Genomic DNA, 24,184 nt, shown 5'->3' with positions numbered 1-24,184 from the left:
GGGAAGAGATCCGCGGTAAACACACAAGCCAACGCATGATCGACGTCCGCAACTTCGGCAAGACCTACGGCGACTTCGTCGCGGTCGACAACCTCAGCCTCCAGATCGAGGAGGGGGAGCTGTTCGGCTTCATCGGCCCGAACGGCGCCGGCAAGAGCACCACGATCCGCTTCCTCGCCACGCTGCTGAGGGCGTCGCACGGTCAGGCGACGGTCAACGGCCACAGCGTGGTCGACGACCCGATCGCCGTGCGGCGGAGCATCGGCTACATGCCCGACGTGTTCGGCGTGTACGACGGCATGAAGGTGTGGGAGTTCCTCGACTTCTTCGCCGTCGCTTACGAGGTGCCGCGCAACCAGCGGAAGGCCATCATCGGCGACGTGCTCGAGCTGCTGGACCTCACGCACAAGCGCGACGACTACGTGAACGGCTTGTCGCGCGGCATGAAGCAGCGGCTCTGCCTGGCCAAAACGCTCGTGCACGACCCGCCCGTGCTGATCCTCGACGAGCCGGCCAGCGGCCTCGACCCGCGCGCGCGGCTAGAGGTGAAGGCCCTCTTGAAGGAGCTCCGCAAGATGGGCAAGACGATCCTCATCAGCAGCCACATCCTCACCGAGCTGGCCGACATCTGCACGTCGATCGGCATCATCGAACGCGGCAAGCTGCTGCTGCACGGCCCGATCGACAAGGTCTACCGCAAGATCCAGCAGCACCGCCGGCTCGAGCTGCGCTTCGCGGGCGACACGACCGCCGGCGTGAGCCTGGTGCGGAGCGACCCTCACACGCGCAACGTGCAAGACAACCCCCGCGGCGTGACCGTCGAGTACGCCGGCGGCGACGCCGACGCGGCCCGCCTGCTGCACCAACTGGTCGCGGGCAAGGTGGGCCTGGTGTCGTTCGCGGAGAAAGAGCCGACGCTGGAGGACGTGTTTATGATGGTGACCAAGGGGCTGGTGACCTGATTGCGGAGTTGGGATTGCAGAGTGCGGAGTTTCCGGCAGGGAGCGACGCGGATCGCGTCCGGCATGGCTTAGAGCTGCAGGACGAGATAATGGCTGGTTCCAATCCGGGCGAGATGCGACCCGAATACGACCTAGAGGCGATGGGTCAGCCGGTCGTCGCAAAGCACTATGAGAAGTACCGCCGCTACTTGCGGACGATCCAGCTCGACGAACGCCTGGCGGAACGCTTCCCCGACGAGAGTTCGATCGTGGCGGCGCTGAACGAGGTGGCGGACCAAGAAAAAGCGGCAGGCAGTTGAAGAGGAACGGCTGCGCCGAAGGCGGGGCGCCCCAGCACAAGCGGCGAAGCGGATCGCCTCCTGTCGGGGCGCGACTCCCACAATCGCTCGGGAGAGCGGGGCGGCTGGCTTTCGCCCCTGCCGCTCCACAATGGCGCCGAGCGCTCAGTGAGTAGGTCAGGCTGTGCCTGACGCCGATGGCGAGAGGCGGTAGGGCGCGATGAGATCCACGTCAGGCACAGCCTGACCTACACAACTGAGCGTTTTTCGTTCGTCAGCAAGAGTTGCCGTATGCCGCTAACAGGCAATGAAAAGACCGTCGCCAAGCGTCGAATCATGAAACTTGCGACGACGCCGATACTCGATCTTGGCTTCACACTTGCTGCCGGCGGTAAAACAAACGGCACGTTCAAACTGAGTGACGAAGAAGGAAACGTGCTCGTCGTGCTACTTGATGTTCCGACGTTCGACACATTCTTCCGGATGGCCGCACATTGGAAAACACCAGATGGAACCGTTGTTGGCAGTGGCCTATATTCGCTGCCATTCGAGTGTCCAAACCATCCCGGAAATCGTCGATACACTTTTCGTTTTCATCGAGATTCTGAATCGCAACAACGATGCGCCGAAAACATCGTGGACTGGTTTCGCGACGTTGCAGTTGATTGGTTTCGCAACAAAACTGCCGGGAGGTGGACCAACCCGAGTGTCATCCGCACATGAACCGACAATGCTGACGAACCATACGGTGAACGGGAGCCGCTGATTACGCGGGTTTTGAAACCGTTTTGAAACCATAGTTTCTTGGCGGCGGCCCCGTTGCCGCCGTTGTTCGGCAGGTAGTCGGCGCCTCCAGCGAACAGCGGTGTGCCCAACCTCAGCGGCTTGGAGCCCAGTTCCTCGACGCGTAGGCGTGAAACCTCGACGCACCATACACGGCCGCTAGCGCCCCGCGAGCCGCCCACCTCCACGGCCTCTCACTTCGCAACGCGACCCGCGCCGACCGCCCCTAAACCCGGCGCGTCCCGCCGGCTACGCTTTCGCGATCGCCGCCCCCCTCGGGCGCGTGCCCCTCGGTTGCTGGCCGGTCGCGTATGCTCCTGCTGTTTGTCGTTCTTTACCTGCTCGCGTCGATCGCCGTCGGGCTCTGGTTCGCCCGGCGCGTGCGCGGGACGGCCGACTACGCGCTGGCCGGTAGGGCGCTGCCGCTGTCGGTCGTCATCGGCACCACGTTCGCCACCTGGTTCGGGTCGGAGACCGTCATCGGCATCCCCGCTAAGCTCCTCGAAGGGGGCATGAGCGAGACCGCCGAGGACCCCTGGGGCGCCGCGCTGTGCCTGATCCTCGTGGGCCTCTTCTTCGCGCGGCCCCTCTACCGGCTCTCGCTGCTCACGATCAACGACTACTACCGCGACCGGTACGGCGTGGGCGTGGAGCTGTTCTGCTCGGTCGTGAGCATCCTCTCGTACCTGGGCTGGGTCGCCGCGCAGATCTCCGCGCTGGGGATCGTGTTCTCGCTGCTGTCGGGCAGCGTGGTGTCGCCGCTGGCTGGCACGCTGATCGGCGCGGCGGTCGTGCTGCTCTACACGCTCTTCGGCGGCATGTGGTCGGTGGCCGTGACCGACTTCTTGCAGATGATCGTGATCGTGGTTTGCCTCACGGCGATCGCGGTGATCGCGGCGGACCTGGCCGGGGGGCCCGCGGTCGTGCTCAAGGAGGCCCACGCACGCGACCTGCTGAACTTCCTGCCCCCGCCGGACGTGAAGCGCTGGCTCTTCTTCCTCGGGGCGGGCGTGACGATCATGCTCGGCTCGATCCCGCAGCAAGACATCTTCCAGCGCGTGATGTCCGCCAAGAGCGAGCGGATCGCCGTCATCGGGCCGCTGGTCGGCGGGGCCGCTTACTTGGTCTTCTCGTTCCTGCCGATGTTCATCGTGGCCAGCGCATGGGTGCTGATGCCCGAGGAGCTGCCCGCGTTGCTCGAGCACGACCCGCAGCACGTGCTGCCCACGCTCGTCATGGAGCACATGCCGCCGGTCGCCCGGGTGCTGTTCTTCGGCGCGCTACTGTCGGCGATCCTGTCGACCGCCAGCTCGACGGTGCTCGCGCCGTCGACGGTGCTGGTCGAGAACGTGCTGAAGCACGTGTGGCCGGCGATGAGCGACCGCGAGGAGCTGCGCCTGATGCGCGCGACGGTGCTGGTGTTCACGCTGTTGGTGCTCGGCTACTCGCTGGCGATGCACGGCACGAGCGTGTACGACCTGGTCGCTAGCAGCTACCAGCTGCCGCTGGTCGGCGCGTTCGTGCCGCTCGCGGCGGGGCTCTACTGGCCCAGAGCGACCAACCGCGGCGCGGTCACGTCGATCGCGCTGGGCGTGGGGGGCTGGCTGGTGTTCATGACCACGCCGCTCGGCGAGCACTTCCCCCAGCAGCTCGCCGGCCTCGCGCTGGCGGCGCTGGGCATGTGGCTCGGCTCGGTGCTCACGCCGGCCGGGGCCCGCGCGGTCACACGCCCGCGGTGATCTTCTCGCCGAGCGAGAAGCCCTCGGCGCTACGGTTCACGCGGCGGTAGAGCGTGTCGCGTTCGATCGGCTCGCGGCCCGCTTCGCGGATCACGTGCTCGATGTCCGACACGCTCATCACCTCCGGCGTGGTCGCGCCGGCGTCGTGGTAGATCAGCTCGTGGCGGACCGTGCCGTCGATGTCGTCGGCGCCGTAGGACAAGGCCAACTGGGCTGTCTGGATGCCGAGCATGATCCAGTACGCCTTCACGTGGTCGACGTTGTCGAGCATCAGCCGCCCGATGGCCATCTGCCGCAGGTCCATCACGGAGGAGGGCTTCTTGATCTTCCGCTCGATCCCGAGCTTGTTGTTCTCTGGGTGGAACGCGAGCGGGATGTAGGTCTGCAGGCCGCCCGTTTCGTCCTGGAGGTCACGCAAGCGGACGAGGTGGTCGATCCGGTGGCGCGGCTCCTCGATGTGGCCGTACAGCATCGTGCAGTTGCTGCGCAGGCCGAGCTCGTGCGCGGTGCGGTGGGTCTCGAACCAGCGGTGCGTGTCGGCCTTGTGCTCGCAGATCTGCCGGCGGACCTCCGGGTGGAAGATCTCGGCGCCGCCGCCGGGGAGCGAGCCGAGGCCCGCTTCGATCATGTCCTGGAGCACCCAGCGGATCGGCTTCTTGGTGAGCCGGGCGAACCAGTCGATCTCGACGGGCGTCCACGCCTTGAGGTGCAGCGTGGGGTAGTTGTCGTGCAGCAGGCTGACGACCTTGCGGTACCAGTCGTACTTCGCCTGGTGGTGCAGGCCGCCGACGATGTGCATCTCGGTGCAGCCGTTGGCGACGGCCTCCGCCCCCCGGGCGAGGACGTCGTCGTCCTGCATCCAGTAGCCCTTGGCGTCGCGCAGGTCGGAGCGGAACGCGCAGAAGCTGCACCGGTACACGCAGATGTTGGTCGCGTTCAGGTGCGTGTTGATGTTGTAGTAGCCGGCGGCGCCGTTCTTCCGCTCGCGCACGAGGTTCGCCAGCTCGCCCAGCTCGGGCAGCGGGACCCCGGGCGACTCCAGCAGCAGGCCGTCGTCGAACGACAAGCGCTCGCCGGCTTCGACCTTTTCGCGGATGGGCGTCAGAATCTCGGACGACGTTCGCAACATCTTCTCAAGTCCAGTCGATAAAGGCCTCACGCAAAGGCGCGAAGGCGCAAAGGATTGGTATTCTCGAGTTCTTCGCGGCTTTGCGCCTCCGCGTGAGGCTTGTTCAGTCGGTGTTCAAATCAAGAGATCAGCCGTTCCAACCGCCAGCAGGCCGACGCTGATCACCGCGTTCACGTGGAAGAACGCCAGGTTGACGCGGTCGAGGTTGAAGTTGTCATCGTCCGGGCGCACGAGGGCGTGCTCGTACACGAGCAGCCCGGCCACCGCGGCGACGCCCGCCCAGTAGACCACGCCAAACGGTGGGTAGACCAGCGGCAGGACGGCCAGCAGCACGACGGCGACCGCGTGGCTAGCCGCCGCCACGCGCAGCGCGCCGCGGAGGCCGAGCTTCGCGGGCAGGCTGTGGAGGCCGACCGACTTGTCGTACTCGTAGTCCTGGCACGCGTAGAGCACGTCGAACCCTCCGACCCAAGCCAGCACCGCCGCGCCGAGCACCGCCGCCGGGAGCAGGTCGGCCGGATCGGCAAGGACCGCCTCGCCGCGGATGGCGATCCAGGCGGCCACCGGCGAGAGCCCCAGCGCCGCCCCGAGCCAGTAATGGGCGAGCGACGTGAACCGCTTCGCGTAGCTGTACCCCAGCAGCCACAGCAGCACCGGCACGCTGAGCGCGAGCGGCAGCCAGTTCGGCAGGAACAAGCACGTGCTGGCGATGAAACCCGTCGCGCTGAGCAGCGTGAACACGGTGACCGTGCCGACCGAGAGCGTCCCCGCCGGCAAGTGCCGCCCGGCGGTGCGTGGGTTCTTCGCGTCGATCCGCCGGTCGACCAGCCGGTTGAACGCCATCGCGGCCGACCGGGCAAAGACCATGCAGAGCAGGATGCCGAGGAGTTCTTGCCAACGCCACGCTCCGGCGAAATCGAGGAACTCAATCTTCATAGAGGTTTCCCCAGTGCCGATCGTGAAGTCGTAGAGGCCGATGCCGCCAGGCAGCTCGATGGTGTCGATTCTTGGCAAATCTTCGGCGCGCAACCGCCACGCCATCAACGCCGCGAGCAGCGCGAACGGCAGCGCGAACAGCGTGTGGCTGAACCGGATGAGCGAGAGAAGATCGGCCAGCGTCTTCAACAAGGCGAACTTCCCCGCTTTGCGAATGCGGAAATGGGAAATCGGAATGCGGAATGCCCGCCGGCAAACCTCCGTCGCGCTCCATTCCGCATTCCGCATTCCCAATTCCGCATTCAGTCCTTCCCCCAGCGTTTCATGAGGGCGTTGTGCACGCCGAGTTGGTCGCAGATCCTGGCCACCACGAAATCGACCAGATCCGCCAGCTCGCTCACCCCGTGGTACCAGCCCGGCGCGGCCGGCAGCACGACGGCGCCGGCCTCCGTGGCCTTCCGCATGTTGTCGATGTGCGTGAGCGAGACCGGCGTTTCCCTCGGCACGAGGACCAGCGGCCGGCGCTCCTTGAGCTGCACCTCGGCGGCGCGTTGGATCAGGTTCCCGGCGGCCCCCGCGGCGATCGCCGAGAGGGTCGTGCCGCTGCACGGCACGAGGGCCATCCCCGCGGTGAGGAACGAGCCGCTCGCCATCGGGGCCATGAAGTCGGTGTGGCGGTAGTAGCGGAGCTTGCCGGCGGGTCCACCCCCGACTGACGTCGAGGGCTCGCGGCTGGAGAGGAAGGGGACTCCTTTGGGATTCAGCGATTCGGGGTCGAACTTGTCGAGGTCGACGTCGAGGCCCAGCTCTTGCTTGATCACCGCCGCGCCGCTGGGGCTGATCGACAGGTGGACCTCCCGCCCCGCGCGCAAGAGCACATCGACCAGCCGCACGGCGTAAGCCGCGCCGCTGGCGCCGGTGATTCCGACAATGATGGGTTGGTCATTCATCGGTTTTGGAACCACGAAGGCACGAAGAGCACGAAGAAGTGACTAGTGATAAGTCTCTAGGCCTGTCGACCATCAAGCTTCTTCGTGTCCTTCGTGCCTTCGTGGTTCAGTTCTTCTTCCCCACGTAGAGCGTCGCGATGCCGAGGGTCAGTGGGTGGTAGCGCACGTTCGTCAGGCCGGCGGCTCGCATCCGCTCGGTGAGCTCTTCGTACTCGTAGAACGCGCCGACGCTCTCCGGCAGGTACTCGTACGCGGCCGAGTTGTTGCGCATGACGGTCTGGCCGATCCGCGGCAGCACGTTGCGGAAGTACCAGCCGTAAAACCCCTTCAGCGGCTGCCACCGCGGGGTGGTGAACTCCAGCACGGCGACCTTGCCGCCGGGGCGGGCGACGCGCGTCATCTCGCGCAGCCCCGCGTCGGTGTCGGCCACGTTCCGCAGGCCGAACGCCGCGGTCACGAGCTGGTAAGTGTCCGAAGCGAAGGGCAGGGCGGTGGCGTCCGCCTCGACCCACTCGATCCGGTCGTTGCGGCCTTGCCGGGCGCCCTTTTGTTCGCCGAGGGCGAGCATCTGCGGGCAGAAGTCGGCGGCCGTGATCCTCAGCTTGCCGCGGGCTGCTTTGTCGTAGGCGATCGCCAGGTCGCCCGTGCCGGTGCACAGGTCGAGGATCGGCGCTCCCGCGAGCGGGCCGGCGGTGACCGGCGGCACGACCCGCGTGGTGCGCCAGCGCCAGTAGCGGTCGACGTTGCCCGACAGCAGGTGGTTGAGCAGGTCGTACCGCGGGGCGATCTCGCCGAACATCCGCTTCACGCGCTCGCCCGACTTGTCGACGGGGGGGGCGGCGGGTCGTGGCGCGGCGGGTTCGGTAGTGGCGGGTGGAGCGGTCATCGCTGGCGAGTGGCGGGTAGCGGCCTACCGTACTCGGGCCGCCCATGGGCGAACCGCGGCGGCATGGCGATGATAAACCCGGCCCCCAACACGCATTAGCCCCCGGTCGCTGTTGCCGCCGGTCATCGACCGGAGGCAAACCAGATCCCTGCCACAAAGCTCAACATGCCCAAGTCCCTCGAAGCCCACTTCCTGCCCCAATTCGTCGCCGAAGCGGACCTGGCTGGCGACACGGTCGTCGTGATCGACCTGCTGAGGGCGAGCACGACGATCTGCATGGCGCTGGCGTCGGGGGCCGAGGACGTGACCGCCTTCCTCGAAGTGGGGGACGTGGTGCGGGCGGCCGAAGCAGCGGGCGACGACCGCGAGCGGCTGATCCTCGGCGGCGAGCGGGGCGGGAAGCTGATCGAGGGCTTCGACCTGGGCAACTCGCCGGGCGAGTACATGCCGGACGAGGTCTTCGGCCGGCGTGTCTTCTTCACGACCACCAACGGCACGGTCGCCCTGCAGCACGCGCGGCTGGCGAGCCGCGTGGTGGTCGGCTGCGTGGCCAACCTCTCGGCGGTGGCCGCCGATATCGCGGGCGACGAGCGCGTCCACCTGCTGTGCGCCGGCACGGCCGGGCACGTGACGCGCGAGGACCAGCTCGCGGCCGGGGCGATCGCCCACGAGCTGCTGGCGCTGGGCCCGCGCGACGCGAACGACGCCGCGCGGGCCGTGCTGGGCGAGTGGCAAGAGCTGCTGACGACCGCCAGGGCGCTGGGCCGCACGCCGAGCGAGCAACTGGCCGTCGAGCTGCGCGGCACGCAGGGGGGCAAGAACCTGATCGCGATCGGGATGGAGTCGGACTTGCCCCGCTGCGCGAACATCGACGAGCTAGACGTCGTCCCCGTGTACGACCCGGCCACCCGGCGGGTGACGCTGCGGTGAAGCAGGCGGGAGGCTGGAGGCCGGAAGACGGGAGGGTTCGTGCGTCGGACCTGTCCTCTCTGCCGCCTGCCCCTTTCCGCCTGCCGGCTTCCGGCCCCGGCCCTACAGGCCGGACCGGGCCATGAGCTAGACTTCCTGCCCCGACGACCCTCCCGCCTCCCGCCTACAGCCTGCAGCCTGCCATGGAAATGGAGAAGCTGGTTTCGCTCTGCCGCCGCCGCGGCTTTCTCTTTCAGTCGAGCGAGATCTACGGCGGGCTGAACGGCTTCTGGGACTACGGCCCGCTGGGCGTGGAGCTGAAGCGCAACGTCAAGGACGCGTGGTGGCGCGACATGGTCACCGCCCACGACGACCTAGACGCCCCGCCCGGCGCCCCCAGCGCGTACGACATGACGGGCCTCGACTGCACGATCATCATGCACCCGCAGGTGTGGAAGTGCTCGGGGCACTTCGACTTGTTCGCGGACATGCTTGTCGAGTGCAAAGAATCAAAAAAGCGGTACCGCTACGACCAGGTGCGATGCCGTTGGGTGGACGGAACTGGGATGCAAATTCCCGGTTCTGACAATCAATACGCGTCTCAGCCGACGAGATACCTGATCACGACAGTCGCGGAAAACGAAGCGGAGGAGCTGGAGAAACGAGCCCTCAAACTGCTTAAGGTGCGTGCGAAGGACAGGGAAAGCCTCAAGTGGGACGGACCTGTCGTGACGCTAGACACCGTAGATACAGCGGATTTCGACAAAGCATTGGCGCCCGAAGCGACGAAGCCCGGAACCTTCGGCGAACCGCGGCCGTTCAACTTGATGTTCGAAAGCTACGCGGGGGCTATTCAGGACGAGAAAAACAAGGTCTTCCTCCGCCCCGAGACCGCGCAGGGGATCTTCGTCAACTTCAAGAACGTGATCGACTCGAGCCGCGTGAAGGTGCCCGTCGGCATCGCGCAGATCGGCAAGAGCTTCCGCAACGAGATCACGCCGCGGAATTTCACGTTCCGCTCGCGCGAGTTCGAGCAGATGGAGATCGAGTTCTTCTGCCACCCGAGCCAGTCGCAGGCGTGGTACAAGTACTGGCGCGACCGGCGGATGAAGTGGTGGCAGGATTTGGGGCTCGCCGGCGAGCGGCTGATCCTGCGGGACCACGATGCGGACGAGCTGTCGCACTACTCGACCGGCACGGCCGACATCGAGTACGCGTTCCCGTTCTTGCCCGAGGGCGAGTACGGCGAGCTCGAGGGGATCGCCCACCGCGGCGACTTCGACCTGCGTAGCCACATGGAGGGGAAGCTCGACCCGAACTCCAACCCGCTCACCGTACAGCTCGGCGAGGACGGCAAGCCGCTGCACAAGGGCTCCGGCCGCGACCTCACGTACCGGGACGACGTCACCAACGAGCGGTTCACCCCGCACGTGATCGAGCCCTCCGCGGGCGCCGACCGGGGCACACTTGCCCTCTTGTGCGAGGCCTACACCGAGGACACCGCGCCGGACGACAAGGGCAAGGAGCAGACGCGTGTCGTCATGAAGTTCCACCCGAGGGTCGCGCCGATCAAGGCGGCCGTGTTCCCGCTGGTGAAGAAGGACGGCATGCCCGAGATCGCCAAGGACCTCTACCGCGCGCTGAAGAAGAAGTTCCCCGCGTTCTACGACGAGAAGGGCGCCGTGGGCCGCCGCTACCGCCGCCAAGACGAGGCCGGCACGCCCTACTGCCTGACCGTCGACGGCGAGACCGTCCAGCACGGCACGGTCACCCTCCGCGACCGTGACTCGCTCGAGCAGGTGCGTATCAAGCTGGACGACGTGGTCGAAGAGATCGAGCGCCGGGTCACCGGGCCGTGATTTCGTATTGGCCGCAGATGAACGCTGATGGACACGGATGTCGTCTGGCGGGGCAGAGCCCGCGCGCCAAAACGCATCCGTGTTTATCTGTGTTCATCAGTGGCTAATCCTCGTTGGCTAGCCGGCGCGCAGCCGCGAGGCCAAGCGGTCGAGCTGGCCTCGCAGGTTGCCTAGCAGGCGCTCCGGCGGGGCGTCGCGGGCGAGGTCGGCGTAGAAGCCGGCCGCGCTGGCGTGGTGGCGGCCGGCCGATTCGTCGGCCAGGCGCCGCAGCCGGCGGAGCTCGTCGTGCACCTGGGCCAGCTTCACCGTGGCGTGGCGGGCCGCCCGGGAGAGCGACGCCAGCAGCTGCACCAAGCCGAGGATCATCAGGCCTTGGCCGCCCAGCGTGAGCGCAAGGGCAAGGTCCCACAGGTCGGGCCGCGCGCCCAGCAGCGACCACGCGCCGACCCCGACGCCCACGCCCAGCGCCGCCGCGCCGAGCGTGGCGCTCAGCCACGCCGGCAGTTGGCCCCGGGGCGCCGGCGGCGCGACGCTCGGGCGCGAGGCCGTGGCGTGGCGGGGCGGCCGCCGGTCGGGCGAGGGCCGCCGCTGGTGGTAGGCCTCGGCGAGCGGCGTTTCGGGTAGGTCGTAGCGCAGCGTGCGGGCAGCTTCGCCGGCCGAGAGCGTCGCGTGCGCCGAACGGAGCGAGCGGTAGATCGCGCGGCGGGCCTCGTCGGCGTCGTCAAGCGGCGAGGGGGCCGTCGCGGCGGTGGCCGCCGCGGGTTCGGTCGGCGTGGTCCGGCCGCAGCGGCCGCAGCGCGGCCCGACGGCGCTGGGCGGGCCGAGGGCGGGCGTCTGTTGCTGGCAGTGGCGGCACCACATGGGCGGGTGGCTCGGTGAGGCAGGCGGCCCCGTCGGTCTGGCGGCGCGGTCGCGGCGCGGAGCGGACGGCAGGGTCATCGGATAACTTCGGACCCGGCCGCCGCGCGACTTTAACGCCTGCGCGGATTACGCCGACGCGCTCAGCCCGCGGCGAGCTGCTTCGCCACCACCGCCAGCACGGCCGCACGGGCCTCGTCGACCGACCCGCGGTAGCGCACGCCGGCCGCCTTGGCGTGGCCGCCGCCGCCGAAGTGCTCGGCCACGGGCCGCACGTCGACCGCGGTGCGGCTGCGGAGGCTGACCTTCGTGAGCCCCGGCTCCATCGCGGCGAAGAGGGCCGCGACCTCGACTCCCTCGACGCTCAAGAGCCGGTTCACCACATCCTCCGTGTCGGCCTGGTCGGCGCCGGTCTGGTCGAAGTCGCCGAGGGTCGCCGTGCCCACGGCGAAGCGGCCGTCGACCTCCAGCCGCAGGCTCTCCATCACCCGGCCGTGCAGCCGCACGCGGGCGGCCGTGTTGCGGTCGTAGAGCCGCTGGAAGATGGCGGCGGGCCGCACGCCGGCGGCCACCAGGCGGGCGATCGCGGTGAACGTGGCGGGCGAGACCGACGGGAAGCGGAACCAGCCGGTGTCGGTGGCGATCGCCGTGAAGAGCGGCACGGCCATCTTCTCGGTCAGCTCGACGCCCAGCGCGTCGATCGCGCCGAGGACCAGCCGGCCGGTCGCCTCGGCGGCGGGGTCCTTGAGCATCGTGGCGCCCAGGTCGTCGCTGCTCTGGTGGTGGTCCAGCACCAAGCGGCGGGCGGGGGTGTCGCGGAACACGTCGGCCATCTCGCCGAGCTGGCCCCACGCGCTGGTGTCGAGGATCAGGTGCGCGTCGGCCGCGTGGGCGTCGGCCACGCTGGCCGACTCGCCGAGCACCTCGACGCGCCCCTCCGCGTCGAGGAAGCGGATGTGCGCCGGCGGCGCGTCGGCGTTGACGATGCGGCACCGCTTGCCGCGCGCCTCGAGGGCGTAGAGCATGCCGAGCTGGCTGCCGATCGCGTCGCAGTCGGCGCGGGTGTGGCTGGTGAGTACGAACGAGTCGCACTCGTCGACCAGGCTGACCAGCGGCGTGTAGTCGAGGCTCATAGCGGCTGTCTTCTCGGCGGGAGGCTCGATCGGGGAGAGGGGCGTGTCGCCGCGACGCGCCGGCGCCGATGAATCCGTCCTCCCGAGCTATCCGGCGTCCCGTGCTATCCCGCGTCCAAGTGCGATCGCCCGATCCGCTCGGCCGCCTCCACGTCGCGACGCACCCTCGCAACGAGCTCTTGAGGGGAATCGAACGTCCGAACCTCCCGCAGGCGGTCGAGGAAGTCAACCTCCAGCGGTCGGCCGTAGATGGCCTCGTGGCAGCCGATCAGGTGGACTTCCAGCTTCGCAGCGGCGTCGTGGAACGTGGGGTTGGGGCCGATGTTGATCGCGGCGGGCCAGAGGGCCTCCGGTTCGGTGCGTCCCATCGCGCGCCCCACGCCGGCGTACACGCCGTGCGCGGGGAGAAGGGTGTCGACGCCCTCGAGGTTCGCCGTGGGGAAGCCGAGGGCCGCGCCGCGGCCCGCGCCGTGGGTGACGATCCCGCGGATTCGGTACGGGGCGGTGAGCATGCCCGCGGCGGCGGCGACCTGGCCCTCGTGGCCGATCAACCGACGGATCCGCGAGCTAGAGATCAGCGCGCCGCCGTCGGAGGAGGGCTCGACCACGTCGAGCGACATGCCGGCTTCGTGGGCCAGGTGCTCGAGCAACTGGACGTCGCCTTCGCGGTTGTGGCCAAAGAAGAAATTGGGGCCTTCGACCAGCGCCCGGGCGGCGAGCGTGTCGCGGAGCAAGAGCGTGAAGAAGTCGCGCGCCGAAAGCCGCAGCAGCGCCTCGTCGGTCGGGTACGCGACCACGTGGTCGACGCCAAGCCCGGCGAGCAGCTCCGCCTTCCGCTCGAGCCACGTGAGCGGCGGCGGGCACTCGGCCGGCCGCAGCAGGCGCACGGGGTGGGGGTCGAACGTGAACACCACCGCCGGCCCGCCGACCTCGTCGGCGCGGGCCCTCAGCCGCTCGACGAGCCGCGCGTGGCCGCGGTGCACGCCGTCGAAGTTGCCGATCGACACGGCGCCCCCGCGTGCGTCGGCGGGCAGGTCGGCGGCTTGTCGGTGGATCTGCAAGAGCGGACTTGGCTCGGAGGGGGCGCCGCTGGGGGTCGCCCCGCTGCGGTCTATTGCGCCTGCCGCCAGGCGTCGGGCAGGCAGTCGATCACGTCGGTGGCGATCATGCCGATCTGCCCCAGCTTCTCCGCGGCGAGGTCGCCCGCCAAGCCGTGCACGTAGGCGCCCAAGCGGGCCGCCTCAAACGGCTCGAGCCCCTGCCCCAGGAGCGACGCCACGACGCCCGTCAGCACGTCGCCCGTGCCGCCGGTCGCCATGCCGGGGTTTCCTGTCGGGTTGACCGCGAAACGGCGGCCGTCGGTCACAACCGTCCGCGCGCCTTTGAGCACCACCACGGTCTCGCCCGTCGGATCGCGCCGCGCGAGCTCGGCCGCTTTTTCGCGGCGCTCGGGGTCGTCGGACGGGTCGTTGAGGGGCTCGCCGTACAGCCGCGCGAACTCGCCCGGGTGGGGCGTCAGGACCCGCGGTCCGCCGGGCTCGGTGAGGGCGCCGGGGCTTTGTGAGAGGGCGTTCAGCCCGTCGGCGTCGACCACCAGCGGCCGATCGGCCTCTCGGTAGAGCCGGACGAGCAGGTCCGTGAGCACGTCGTCGCGGCCGACGCCCGGCCCCACCGCGCCCGCGTCGGCGTCGGCCAGCAGGCGCCGGAGGGCTTCGCCGGCGGTCGCGGCGAATCGTCCTGCGTAGTCCTCCAGCGCGTGGGTCATCAAGGCCGGGCAGAACGCGGCCGCGGTCGCCTGCACGCAGCGCGGCGTGGCGAGGCTGACCAGCCCGGAGCCGCTCCGCAGGCACGCCAGCGCGGCCATCGCGGGGGCGCCGGCCATGCCGAGCGATCCCCCCGCCACGAGCACGCGGCCGTAGCTCCCCTTGTGCGAGTGCGCGTCGCGAGCGGGTGGCCTGGGGAGCGGGGTGTCGGTCTCGTCGGTCATCGAGCGGCCGCCCTCGCGGCGATGATCCCGGCCAGGTAGCCCCCTTTGAAGCCCGCGTCGATGTTGACCACGGCCACGTTCGACGCGCAGCTGTTGAGCATCGAGAGCAACGCGGCCATCCCGCCGAGGTTCGCGCCGTAACCGACGCTCGTCGGCACGGCGATCACCGGGCAAGCGACATAGCCGCCCAGCACGCTCGGCAAGGCGCCCTCCATCCCCGCGACGACCACCACCGCGTCGGCCGACTCGAAGTCCGCCAGGCGCTCGCGCAGGCGGTGCGGGCCGGCGACGCCGACGTCGTTAACGCGCGTGACCGCGGCGCCCATCCAGTCGAGTGTTTCGGCCGCCTCTTCGGCGACCGGCAGGTCGGTCGTGCCGGCCGTCACGACGGCGACCAGGCCGCGCCGCTCGACGGGGTGCGACCCCTCGGGTGCGACCCGCACGGTCCGCGCCAGCGCGTTGTAGCGGGCCGAGGGGAGCCGCAGCGCGATCCGCTCGGCCGCGTCCGCGGCGACACGCGTGGCGAGGCCCTGCTCGCCGCGGGCGAGCTGCGCGGCGAGGATCTCGGCGATCGTCTCGGCGGATTTGCCCTCGCCGTAGACCACCTCCGGATAACCACAGCGGCGGCGGCGGTCGGCGTCGAGCGTCACGGCGCCGTCGGCGAGCGGTTGGCTGAGCGGCTCTTGCATACGAGCGAGTGTAGTCGCTCACAGCCGCACGCGTCACGGACCGACGCGCGCGAAACCCCGGGGGTCGCCGAGAGAACCGAGCCGCCGGCGCTAGCCGCGGGCGAGCGAAGCGGGGCGAACCCCAGCGCCGACCCCCCCGCGTCGATCGCCCGAGCCCTGCAGGTGCCCTGGCGCTCGTGACGACTCGGCGGCCCCGCGAGCCGGGCCTAAGGGGCGCCGAGGGCGACCAGTTCGCGGTGGACCGACTCGAGCTCCGCCGCGCCGATCTCTGGCTTGCGTTCCGCGAAGCCCACGACCAACGCCAGGTCGCACAGCCGGTCGATCCGCCGCGCGTAGCCGCCGGTCAGCGCGAAGGCTTGCTGGAGGCCCTCGCCGGTGAACAGCTCGCGCTCCGCGCCGGCGGCCAACAACCGATGGCGGATGTACGCGCCGGTCTCCTCGGCGGTGAAGCCGCGGAGGAGCGTCTTCACGTCGAGGCGCTCGTCGAGCGTGGGCCGGCGGCCAACGGCCGACAGCAGCCCCATCTGCCCGACCAGCAGCAGCGTGAACGCCGGCTTGCCGCCCGAGCGGAAGTTCGTCACGAGGCGCAGCGTCTCTAGCGCGCCGCAGTCTTCCAGCAGGTGGGCCTCGTCGATGACCACTACCGGACGCTGCTTGCGCCCCGCGTTCGCGTCGGCGAGCGCTTCCAAACGGCGGACCGATTCTTCGATCGAGCCCGGCGCGTGAGAGTCGGTCGCCGGGGCGCCCAGGCGCTCGGCCAGGTAGGCGAGCAGGTCGCGGCTGCTCATCTCGGGGAAGACCAAGTGGATGACCGTGGCGGGCTCTTCTTCGGCGCCCAGTTGGCGCGTGAGGCGGTTGACCAGCAGGGTCTTGCCCACGCCGCTGGGGCCGGCGAGCGCGGCCGCGCCGCGCCCCTCGCGGACCGCGTACAGCAGCTTCGAGAGCGCCCCCTCGGCCGACTCGCCCGGGTAATAGAAGGCCGTGTCGGCGGGCATCGGCTCGAACGGCTTCGCGGCGAGCTGCCAGTATTCCAAGTACATCGGGCGGGCGCCTAAGAGACGGTCTGGGTGGGTCGGGATGAGCCGGCGCGTTGTTTAGGGGGCGGCGGCCGTGGTCGGTGCGTCGATGAGCGTTTCCACCACGCCCAGCGGCGCCGCGTCGGCGGCGGCGAGCCACTCCACCGCGGCGCGGCGGGCGGCCTGGTCGCCGGCCGCGTCGACCAGCAGCGTGGCCGCGCCGGCGTGCGACGCGGCGATCGTGGTCCAAGCGTTGATCGACTCGGCCAGGCCGCCGTCGACCAGCACCAGGTCGTGCGTCGCCGCGAGCCGGTCGATCGCCGCCACGGCGAACGCCCCCGGTTCGTTGACGCCGGCCGCGAGCAAACAGGTCGAGCACTCGCGGCTGACCACGAGGTTGTCGTCGACGACCTCTGCGGTCGCCGAGGAAGGCAGCGGGGCGGCGCGGCGGACCCCCAACTGCGCGGCGGCGCCGCCTCGGCCCGCATCGATGATCGCCACCCGGCCGCCGACCTTCGCCAGCAAGCGGGCGATCGCCAAGAGGGTGGTCGTGCAGCCCACGCCCTGCCGCGCGGCGACCATCGTGACGACCGGCGACTCCGACGCCTGACCCTGGCGGGTCGCGCTGGCGACCAGCTCGAGAAGCTCCTTGCGCGCCGACGCGATCAGGTTGTCGACGATCGCCGGCCAGACGAGCGTATGAACCTCCACCCCGGCGCGGAGCGGCGTGTCGACCGCCGGCGCGTGGGTCGCGGCGCGGCGCCGGGCCAGGTGCTCCGACAGCGGCGCCTTCTCGCCGGCGGGCGGCTTGTCGGCCGCGGCCGAGCGCGGGCCGCCTAGGCCGCTGGTGACCGCCGCGTCGAGGCGCCGGCGTGGCTCGCTCGACGCGGGCTGCGCGGCCGCTGGCCACGCGGCCTCGGACTGTTGGAACGCCGCGATGAACGCGCGATCGGTGGTGGACATCGCTCAGGCCTAGCGGAGTTGGATCGAAGCGTCGGGCGCCTCGGCGACTTCGGCCGCCGGGGCGAAAGGATGCGTGAGCTCCGGCCGGGCGGTGGCCGGGTAGGCCGACGGCGGACCGCTCGACGACGGCGGCGGCGGCGACCCGGCCAGCGTGGTCGGGGCGACCGGCGCGGTCGGCCGGGCGGCGGCCCGGGGCGCGGTGTTCTCGCCGGGCCCGATCTCGACGAGCGAATGGCTCGTCGGCCCGATATCGACCTGCGGCGCGCCGGCCGGCGCGATGACCGGCTCCGGACCGCTCTGCAGCAACACGGCGGTCAGCCCCAACGCGGCGATCACCGCCGCCAGAGCGATCCACCGAGAATACGGCTGGATCGTCGCTTCGAGGTCGAGCAGCCATCCCCCGGCGGCTTGGCTGGCCTCGACCGACTCGGCCGGCTGGGAAAGCGTTGGCGACGCGGCAATCGGCGGAGCGGCGGACGGCTGCGCGGGCGCTCCGTCGGCCGTGGGCGGAGCGCCGGCGTCGATCCGGATCGACGCGAACTTGTTGTTCGCTGCGGCCGTGTCGGCCGGCGGCGCGGCCGCCGGCTGCGGCGGCACGCCCAGGTGCGACGCGGGCGGCTCCGGCTCGGGGTCGTCGCAGCGATGGATCGGGGGCGCCTTCGGCTGGGGCTCCACACGCGGCAGCCGCGCCAAGACCGGCGCCGCGCCCGCGGCAGCCGGGCCGGCCGAGCGGACGGCCGCGTCGTACTCGGCGCCGACAGTCAGGGTGTCGAAGGAAACGTACGGCTCGGTCATGGCGGGCGTCCAGCACACGGCGGTGGCGGGTAGGGCGCACCGCGGGCGGCGCGTCCTCTCTCTTTTGATCGGGTCCGGTCGGCGCGACCTTGAGGATTGATCGGATCGCACCAATCACGCCGGCGCCGCTAGCAAGCCCCGAGCGAGTCCGCTACACGGACCGCCTCAGCCGTCGGCAGAAGCCGACAGGTTGCCGCGCACCGGCCGCCGCGCGGTCGGCTTGCCCGACATGAAGCCGCTCCGGCAGAGCAGGCCGCGCGTCGTGGCGACGAAGCCCGCCTTCGTGAGCGGCCCGGCTATGGCCGAAGCGATCGCCGACCCGCCGTCGACCTTCGTCAGCAGGATCGACCGCTGCTCGCGCGCCCGGCGAGCGAGCGCGGCGGCCAAGCGGGCGGCTTGCTTGGAGCGTTCCGGCTCGGCTTCGGGGAGGAAGGTCAGCAGCGACTGGCCGGTCTTGTTGAGGTAGCCCAGCAGCGCGCCGTCGCACAGCACCACCCGGCACCCGGCCGCCCGCTGAGGCCGTCCCGATTCCTCGCCCGGGTCGCCCGAGGGGGGCCACGCGAGCGCGACGCCGTACGGGTTGGCCGGGTCGGTGGCGGCCAGCACGTGGGTTGGCGGCTCGTCGTCGCGGGAGCGGGCGCGGAGCAGCTCGTCGGCGCCGCCGGCGGCGAATTGCGCGCCCCCTTGGCCGTCGACGAAGTAGCCGCGGCGGACCTTGCCGGACTCCTCCATGGCCTTGAGCACGGGGTAGACGGCCGAGAAGCCCCCCTCGATCTGCTCGCGCGCGATCTGGTCGCGGGTGAGCACGCCGTGCCGCTCGACGAGCTGCGCGGCGAGCGCGGCCAGGCGCTCGGTCGGCGTGACGCCGCCGTGGAAGCGCTCCAAGAGCGACCACCGCCCGTCGGCGCCCGGCAGCCTCGTGCGGCGGCGCGAGCGGAACCCCTGCCGCCGCCCCCGCCGCGTGGCCGCGCCGACCGCTTCGCGCGATTCGCCGCCGGCCTGGGCGATCAGCGCGCGGAGCGGCGCCAGCGTGTCGTTCGTCGCTTCGCCGCGCCACACCAGGCGCCAGAGGGCGGCGAGCACGTCGTTGGGGAACTCGCCGGTAGAGCGAGCGACCTCGTCGAAGAACAGTGCGCCGCGCTCGGCGAGCAGCTCGCGGACCTGTCGCTCCAGCGCGTCCTCGTCGCCGGCGAGCGGGCCGGGCAGGCGGCCGATCAGCGGGAACTGGTCGGTCAGGTAGAGGGCGATCCGGCCGTCGTTCTGCCCGAGGCTGTCGACGCCCTGCCACACGACCTCGCCGGCGAGCATCAGCTCGTCGAGCAAGCCGGGGCCGTATTCCTTGACCCGTGACGGGAGGATTTCTTTCTCGAGGTCGCTAGCGGGGAGCGGCGCGCCTTGGAGCTGCTCGATCGCATCGAGCACGCCGTCGAGCCTCTTGCGAGGTTGGGCGACGCCCTGCCACACCGGCAAGAACCGGGCGAGCGCCTCGGCCGGCACGGCCTCGACCTGCTTGCGGAGTTTGGCGAGCGAGCGGCGCTTGATCGTCCGCAGGACGGACACGTCGCACCACTCGCGGCCGCGCCGGCCGGGTACGAACTCTCCTTCGACCACGCGCCCCGCGTCGCGCAGCCGCTCCAGCGCGCCACGCACGACGGCCTCGCCAAGCCCGAGCCGCCGCGCCGCATCGGCCGCGGGGAACGGGGCGTGCGTGCGGGCATAGCGGGAGACCAGGTCGCCGAGCGGGTCGGCTACTTGCTCGAGGAACGCGCCCGGCAGCCCCGGCGGCGGGTTCACGCCGAGCGCGTCGCGCAGCCGCGCGGCGTCTTCGGTGGCCGCGTAGCGGAGCTCGCCGCCGATCCGCACCTGGATCGCGCGGCGGGCGTCGACCAGCTCGTCGAGCCAAGCGTCGGCGTCCGCGTGCGTGACCGCCTCGCGGTCGCAGCGGGCGAAGAGTTCTTCGGCCGTGAGGTCGCCCAGCGAAAGCAACAGGTCGTGCGCGGCGTCGGCGTGGCGGCAGTACGGGTCGGCCAGCTTCTGCAGTTCGAGGCCGAGCTGGTCGATGACCTCGCCGTCGAGCAGCTCGCGCAGCTCGGCCCCGCCGAGCAGCTCGCGCAGCTGAGCGTGGTCCAGCGCGAGCGCCTGCGCGCGGCGCTCGGCGAGCGGAGCATCGCCCTCGTAGATGAAGTTTCCGACGTAGTTGAACAGCAGCGACGACGCGAACGGCGACGGTTGCTGCGACTCGACCGTCTCGACACGCACGACGCGCTTCTCGATGTCGCGCAGCAGCGACACGAGCCCCGGCAGGTCGAACACGTCGCGCAGGCACTCGCGGTACGTCTCGAGCAAGATCGGGAAGCTCGGGTAGCGCGAAGCGACCGCCAGCAGGTCGGCCGCCCGCCGGCGCTGCATCCACAACGGTTGGCGGCGGCCCGGTTGGCGTTTGGGCAACAGCAGCGCCCGGGCCGCGTTCTCCCGGAACCGCGCGGCGAACATCGCCGTGGAGCCGAGCTGCGAGGTGACCCGGTCTTCGACCTCCTCGGCCTTCGGCAGGAACAGCTCGGCCGGCGGCGGCTGGGGCGACTCGGGCAGGCGGAAGATCATGCCGTCGTCGGTCCACGAGTAGTCGACCTCGCCGAGCTCCTCCTCGCGCAGCCGCGCGGCGACCGCCATCGCCCACGGCGCGTGCACCCGCGTGCCGAACGGCGAGAGCACGCAGATCCGCCAGTCGCCGATCTCGTCGAGGAACGACTCGATGATGATCGACCGGTCGGACGGCGGCTCGCCGGTCGCGTCGGCTTGGTCCTCCAGGTAACGCAGGAGCGTGCCGGCCGCGCCGGCGTCGAGCGCGTGGCGGTCGGTCAGCCGGGCGGCGACCGCCTCTTCGCCGTCGGACCGGAGACCGTGCGTGAGCTCGCGGGCCAGCTCGCCGATCGCCTTGCCGAACTCCAGCGGCCGGCCCGGCCCCTCGCCGCGCCAGAAGGGCATCTTGCCCGGCTCGCCGGGCGCGGGGGCGACCAGGACCTTGTCCTTGGTGATGTCCAGCACCCGCCAGCTGCTCGCCCCCAGCAGGAAGACATCGCCCGGGTGGGTCTCGAAGACCATCTCCTCGTCGAGTTCGCCCACGCGGCTCCCGCCGGCCCCGTCCGGCCCGTCGCCCACGAGGAACACGCCGTACAGGCCGCGGTCGGGGATCGTGCCGCCGTTGAGGATGGCGATCCGCTGCGAGCCTTTGCGCGGCGAGATCGTCCCCGCGACGCGGTCCCACGTGAGCCGCGGCCGCAGCTCGGCGAACTCGTCGGACGGGTACCGGCCGGAGAGCAAGTCGAGCACGCCGTCGAACGAGCCGCGCGGCAGGTCGGCGTACGGCGCGGCGCCACGCACCGTGGCGTACAGCTCGTCGACCGGCATGTTGTCGCGGGTGACGATCGCCACGAGCTGCTGCGCGAGCAGGTCGAGCGGGTTCCGCGGGTAGAAGGTCTCCTCCACGTGCCCCTTGAGCATCCGCCCCGTCGCGCCGGCGCAAGCCAACAGGTCGCCGCGGTACTTCGGGAAGATGACGCCGTTGGACAGCAGATCGACGCCGCGACCCGAGCGGCCGATCCGCTGGATGCCCGACGCGATCGTCGGCGGGGCCTCGATCTGGATCACCAGGTCGACCGCGCCCATGTCGATGCCCAGTTCCAAAGAACTCGTGGCGACGATCGCCGGCAACAGGCCGCGCTTCAGGCGGTCCTCGATGTCGGCGCGGGCCTCCTTGCTGATGCTGCCGTGGTGGGCGAGGCAGACCTCGATCGGCGTGTGCTGCTCGCGCGGGGCGCCGTTCGCGTCCGGCTCGTCGGCTTCGGCGCGGGCGGCCTCGGCCTCTTCGTTGGCCAGCTCGTTGATCGCCGCGGCCAGCCGCTCCGCGAGGCGACGGCTGTTGACGAAGATCATCGTCGAGCGGTGCGCGCGGATCAGCTCCAAGAGCCGCGGGTGGATCGCCGGCCAGATGCTCGGCGAGGAGGGGCCCATCGCCGTGTTGCCGAAGGCTTCGGGGGGCTGGAAGGTCTCCTCGGCCGGAACCGGGGGACCTTCTAAGCCGTTGAGCTCGTGCAGGGCTTCGGAATCGGCCGCCAAGCCGGGCCACGCGTCGTCGGCGCCGCCGACGCTGCCGCCGAGCGGCTTGTGCCTCTCGACCAGCTCCTTGGCGAGCTCCTCGACCGGCATCTCGACGCGCAGTTGGAACCGCTTCGGCTCGCTCGCGTCGACGATCTCGACCGGCCGCGGCCGGACCGGCGTGTCCGGGTCGGCCGTGGCCTCGGCGCCTCCGAGCAGCCGGGCGATCTCTTCCAGCGGCCGCTGCGTGGCCGACAGGCCGATCCGCTGCAGCGGTGGGCAGTCGCCGCCGGCCGCTTCTTTTCGCAGTTGCTCCAGACGCTCGAGCGTCAGGAACAGGTGGGCGCCGCGCTTGGTCGGGACCATCACGTGGATCTCGTCGACGATGACCGTCTCGACCCGCTCGAGGATCTCGCTCGCGCGGCTCGTGAGCATCAGGTAGAGCGACTCGGGCGTGGTGATCAGCACGTCCGGCGGGTCGCGGAGGATCCGCTGCCGCTCGCGCTGGTCCGTGTCGCCGGTGCGGATCGCGACCGAGGGCTCGTGGTAGTCGCACCCCAAACGACCCGCGACCGCGCGCATGCCAGCGATCGGCGCGCGGAGGTTGCGGTCGATATCGACGCCGAGCGCCTTGAGCGGGCTGATGTAGAGGACCCGCACGTGGTTCTTGGCTTTCTTGCGCTGGCGCTCCGAGGGCTTATGCCCTCGGCTCCGGTTGGCGCTTCGTTTGGGTACGGCCGTGTGCGGAGCTCCGACTCCGGAGCCGAGGGCATCAGCCCTCGGAGCAAACATCAGTTTGTCGAGCGACGCCAGGAACGCGGCGAGCGTCTTGCCCGAGCCGGTCGGCGCCAGCAGCAGCGTGCTCTTGCCCGACGCGATCTCCGGCCACGCGGAGCGCTGCGCTTTGGTGGGGCCGGAGAACGCCTCGGCGAACCACGTGCGGGTCGGCTCGTGGAACGCGGTGAGCGCGGCGGCAATTGTTTGTTTGTTCACCACAAAGGCACAGAGAGCACAGAGGAGCCGAGGAGGGAAGCCTTCGGGCTTTATCGCTCGGCCAGCCGCAGCCGGATCGGTCCCTTCGCTTTGCGCGGGTCGACGACTTGGCCCCGCTGGGTGACCTCCAGCCGCCCTGCGTCGGCCAGGTCGGTCGCTACCCGGCGGGTTGCTTCCATCAGCGGCCGCCAGTCGGCGGGCCGCACGCGGCGCGCCGCTTCGGACGGGCAGATGGTCTTCCGCGCGCCGCGCTGGGCGAGCAGGTCGAAGATCGCTCGCTCGATCGCTTCGCGCTGGTCCAAGCAACTACTCCTGGCATTCGGGGCACGCGAAGACCTTCCTGGCGGCCAGCTCCCACTGCTGAATCGCCCCGCCGCAGTCGGGGCAGTGAGGCTTCTTGTAGACCCGCAAACGCTCGTCGCGTGTCATCCGGCCGCGTGGTTTCCCGACGTCGGCCGGGTCGGCGATGATGATCCGGTTGTGCTTCACGCCGACGGCCATCAGCTCGGCGAGGCTCGCCCAGAGGGCGTCGAACTCTGCGCGGTCGACCTCGCGGCCGGCCCGCTCCGGGTGGATGCCGAGCAAGTGCAGCGCCTCGCAGCGGTAGATGTTCCCCACGCCGGCGAGCACCTCTTGGTTCATCAGCAACGCGCCGATCGGCGCGCGGCTGCGGCTGATGCGGCGCCAGGCGCGCTCCGGGTCGGCGTCGGGACGGAGCGGGTCGGGGCCCAGGCGGCCCAGTTGCCGCTGGTAGCCCTCCGGGTCGAGCAGCTCGCAGCGGTTGGGTCCGTTGAGGTCGAACGCGGCTCGCTCCCCTTCGATCCGCAGCCGCACCGCGCCGCGCGGCTCAGGCCACGCCCCCTGGTTGCGGGTCCTGTGCAGGCGGAACTTGCCGTACAGGCCGAGGTGGATGTGGAGCACGTCCGATCGCTTGGAGCGTCCCTTCGGCGCCCAGTGGTAGAAGAGGTGCTTGCCGAACGCCTCGACGCGGTCGACCTCCCGCCCCGAGAGCCGCCGCGCGTCGTCGGCGAACCGCCCCTGCGGGCTGCTAGCAACCAGCGGCGCGCCGACGAACAGCCGTCCGTGGTCGCGGGCGACGCGGTGCAGGGTATGGCCTTCGGGCATACGGAGAGGGGTGAGGGGTGAGGGGTGAGAGGGGGAGGGACGCGGGCGCCAGCCACCGCGTAACACCATTGCCAGCAACGCTTTATCGACAACCGCAGC

At 70.5% G+C, this 24,184-nt stretch carries 21 protein-coding genes; 6 read left to right on the top strand and 15 right to left on the bottom strand.

Annotation, left to right across the window (positions count from 1 at the left end):
* The first annotated feature begins 35 nt into the window (after positions 1–35).
* The 4 genes from RIC11_RS20455 to RIC11_RS20440 all read left to right on the top strand — a co-directional run bounded on the left by RIC11_RS20455 (position 36) and on the right by RIC11_RS20440 (position 3,762).
* A complete protein-coding gene (locus tag RIC11_RS20455) occupies positions 36–962 on the top strand; it encodes an ABC transporter ATP-binding protein (RefSeq protein WP_350214256.1) in 927 nt (308 codons plus the stop codon).
* 89 nt (positions 963–1,051) lie between these two features.
* Positions 1,052–1,261 carry a hypothetical protein gene (locus RIC11_RS20450; RefSeq protein ID WP_350214255.1) on the top strand — a complete coding sequence of 70 codons (210 nt, stop codon included), beginning with the start codon at positions 1,052–1,054 and terminating at the stop codon, positions 1,259–1,261.
* A gap of 270 nt (positions 1,262–1,531) precedes the next feature.
* A complete protein-coding gene (locus tag RIC11_RS20445) occupies positions 1,532–1,963 on the top strand; it encodes a hypothetical protein (protein WP_350214254.1) in 432 nt (143 codons plus the stop codon).
* A 371-nt stretch (positions 1,964–2,334) separates the two neighbouring features.
* Entirely contained in the window at positions 2,335–3,762 is a 1,428-nt protein-coding gene (locus RIC11_RS20440; RefSeq protein WP_350214253.1) for a high affinity choline transporter 1, read from the top strand.
* Here RIC11_RS20440 and mqnE read toward each other — a convergent pair.
* The 4 genes from mqnE to ubiE form a co-directional block, all read right to left on the bottom strand.
* Entirely contained in the window at positions 3,746–4,891 is a 1,146-nt protein-coding gene (gene mqnE / locus RIC11_RS20435; RefSeq protein ID WP_350214252.1) for an aminofutalosine synthase MqnE, read from the bottom strand. The two genes, RIC11_RS20440 and mqnE, sit on opposite strands and share 17 nt — an antisense overlap.
* 114 nt (positions 4,892–5,005) lie before the next feature.
* Complete coding sequence (locus tag RIC11_RS20430; protein WP_502879407.1) at positions 5,006–6,016, bottom strand: UbiA-like polyprenyltransferase; 1,011 nt, start codon at positions 6,014–6,016, stop codon at positions 5,006–5,008.
* Between the two features lie 113 nt (positions 6,017–6,129).
* On the bottom strand, positions 6,130–6,777 hold the full coding sequence (locus RIC11_RS20425; protein ID WP_350214250.1) for a UbiX family flavin prenyltransferase: 648 nt from the start codon (positions 6,775–6,777) through the stop codon (positions 6,130–6,132).
* Positions 6,778–6,883: 106 nt separating this feature from the next.
* The gene (ubiE, locus tag RIC11_RS20420; RefSeq protein WP_350214249.1) at positions 6,884–7,663 is read right to left on the bottom strand and encodes a bifunctional demethylmenaquinone methyltransferase/2-methoxy-6-polyprenyl-1,4-benzoquinol methylase UbiE; all 780 of its coding nucleotides are present in this window, start codon (positions 7,661–7,663) and stop codon (positions 6,884–6,886) included.
* 165 nt (positions 7,664–7,828) lie between these two features.
* Between ubiE and RIC11_RS20415 the strand changes: the two genes are divergently transcribed.
* Together RIC11_RS20415 and RIC11_RS20410 are read left to right on the top strand one after the other, a co-directional pair.
* Positions 7,829–8,593 (top strand): 2-phosphosulfolactate phosphatase, encoded by a 765-nt coding sequence (locus RIC11_RS20415; protein ID WP_350214248.1) that lies wholly within the window; start codon positions 7,829–7,831, stop codon positions 8,591–8,593.
* A gap of 188 nt (positions 8,594–8,781) precedes the next feature.
* Positions 8,782–10,431: a glycine--tRNA ligase gene (locus RIC11_RS20410; RefSeq protein WP_350214293.1), complete on the top strand. Its 1,650-nt coding sequence runs from the start codon at positions 8,782–8,784 to the stop codon at positions 10,429–10,431.
* 117 nt (positions 10,432–10,548) lie between these two features.
* Here RIC11_RS20410 and RIC11_RS20405 read toward each other — a convergent pair whose 3' ends face one another.
* The 11 genes from RIC11_RS20405 to RIC11_RS20355 form a co-directional block, all read right to left on the bottom strand.
* A complete protein-coding gene (locus tag RIC11_RS20405) occupies positions 10,549–11,292 on the bottom strand; it encodes a hypothetical protein (protein ID WP_350214247.1) in 744 nt (247 codons plus the stop codon).
* Positions 11,293–11,432: 140 nt separating this feature from the next.
* On the bottom strand, positions 11,433–12,422 hold the full coding sequence (locus RIC11_RS20400; protein WP_350214246.1) for a DHH family phosphoesterase: 990 nt from the start codon (positions 12,420–12,422) through the stop codon (positions 11,433–11,435).
* Between the two features lie 104 nt (positions 12,423–12,526).
* Positions 12,527–13,483: a bifunctional riboflavin kinase/FAD synthetase gene (locus RIC11_RS20395; protein WP_350214245.1), complete on the bottom strand. Its 957-nt coding sequence runs from the start codon at positions 13,481–13,483 to the stop codon at positions 12,527–12,529.
* A gap of 50 nt (positions 13,484–13,533) precedes the next feature.
* A complete protein-coding gene (locus tag RIC11_RS20390) occupies positions 13,534–14,409 on the bottom strand; it encodes an NAD(P)H-hydrate dehydratase (protein ID WP_350214244.1) in 876 nt (291 codons plus the stop codon).
* A complete protein-coding gene (gene larB / locus RIC11_RS20385; protein ID WP_350214243.1) occupies positions 14,406–15,098 on the bottom strand; it encodes a nickel pincer cofactor biosynthesis protein LarB in 693 nt (230 codons plus the stop codon). Before larB ends, RIC11_RS20390 begins: the two co-directional genes overlap by 4 nt.
* Positions 15,099–15,304: 206 nt before the next feature.
* Entirely contained in the window at positions 15,305–16,138 is an 834-nt protein-coding gene (locus RIC11_RS20380; protein WP_350214242.1) for an ExeA family protein, read from the bottom strand.
* A 54-nt stretch (positions 16,139–16,192) separates the two neighbouring features.
* Positions 16,193–17,077 (bottom strand): CpaE/TadZ family protein, encoded by an 885-nt coding sequence (locus RIC11_RS20375; RefSeq protein WP_350214241.1) that lies wholly within the window; start codon positions 17,075–17,077, stop codon positions 16,193–16,195.
* 9 nt (positions 17,078–17,086) lie between these two features.
* Entirely contained in the window at positions 17,087–17,872 is a 786-nt protein-coding gene (locus tag RIC11_RS20370; RefSeq protein WP_350214240.1) for a hypothetical protein, read from the bottom strand.
* Positions 17,873–18,037: 165 nt separating this feature from the next.
* Complete coding sequence (locus tag RIC11_RS20365) at positions 18,038–22,960, bottom strand: Lhr family ATP-dependent helicase (RefSeq protein WP_350214239.1); 4,923 nt, start codon at positions 22,958–22,960, stop codon at positions 18,038–18,040.
* A 50-nt stretch (positions 22,961–23,010) separates the two neighbouring features.
* A complete protein-coding gene (locus RIC11_RS20360; protein WP_350214238.1) occupies positions 23,011–23,262 on the bottom strand; it encodes a DUF3253 domain-containing protein in 252 nt (83 codons plus the stop codon).
* Between the two features lie 4 nt (positions 23,263–23,266).
* Positions 23,267–24,085, bottom strand: coding sequence for an Fpg/Nei family DNA glycosylase (locus RIC11_RS20355; protein WP_350214237.1), 819 nt, complete (start codon positions 24,083–24,085; stop codon positions 23,267–23,269).
* Positions 24,086–24,184: the final 99 nt, after the last annotated feature.

Source organism: Botrimarina sp., assembly GCF_040219535.1.
GTDB lineage: Bacteria > Planctomycetota > Planctomycetia > Pirellulales > Lacipirellulaceae > Botrimarina.
This window is presented reverse-complemented; position numbering and strand designations above follow the sequence as displayed.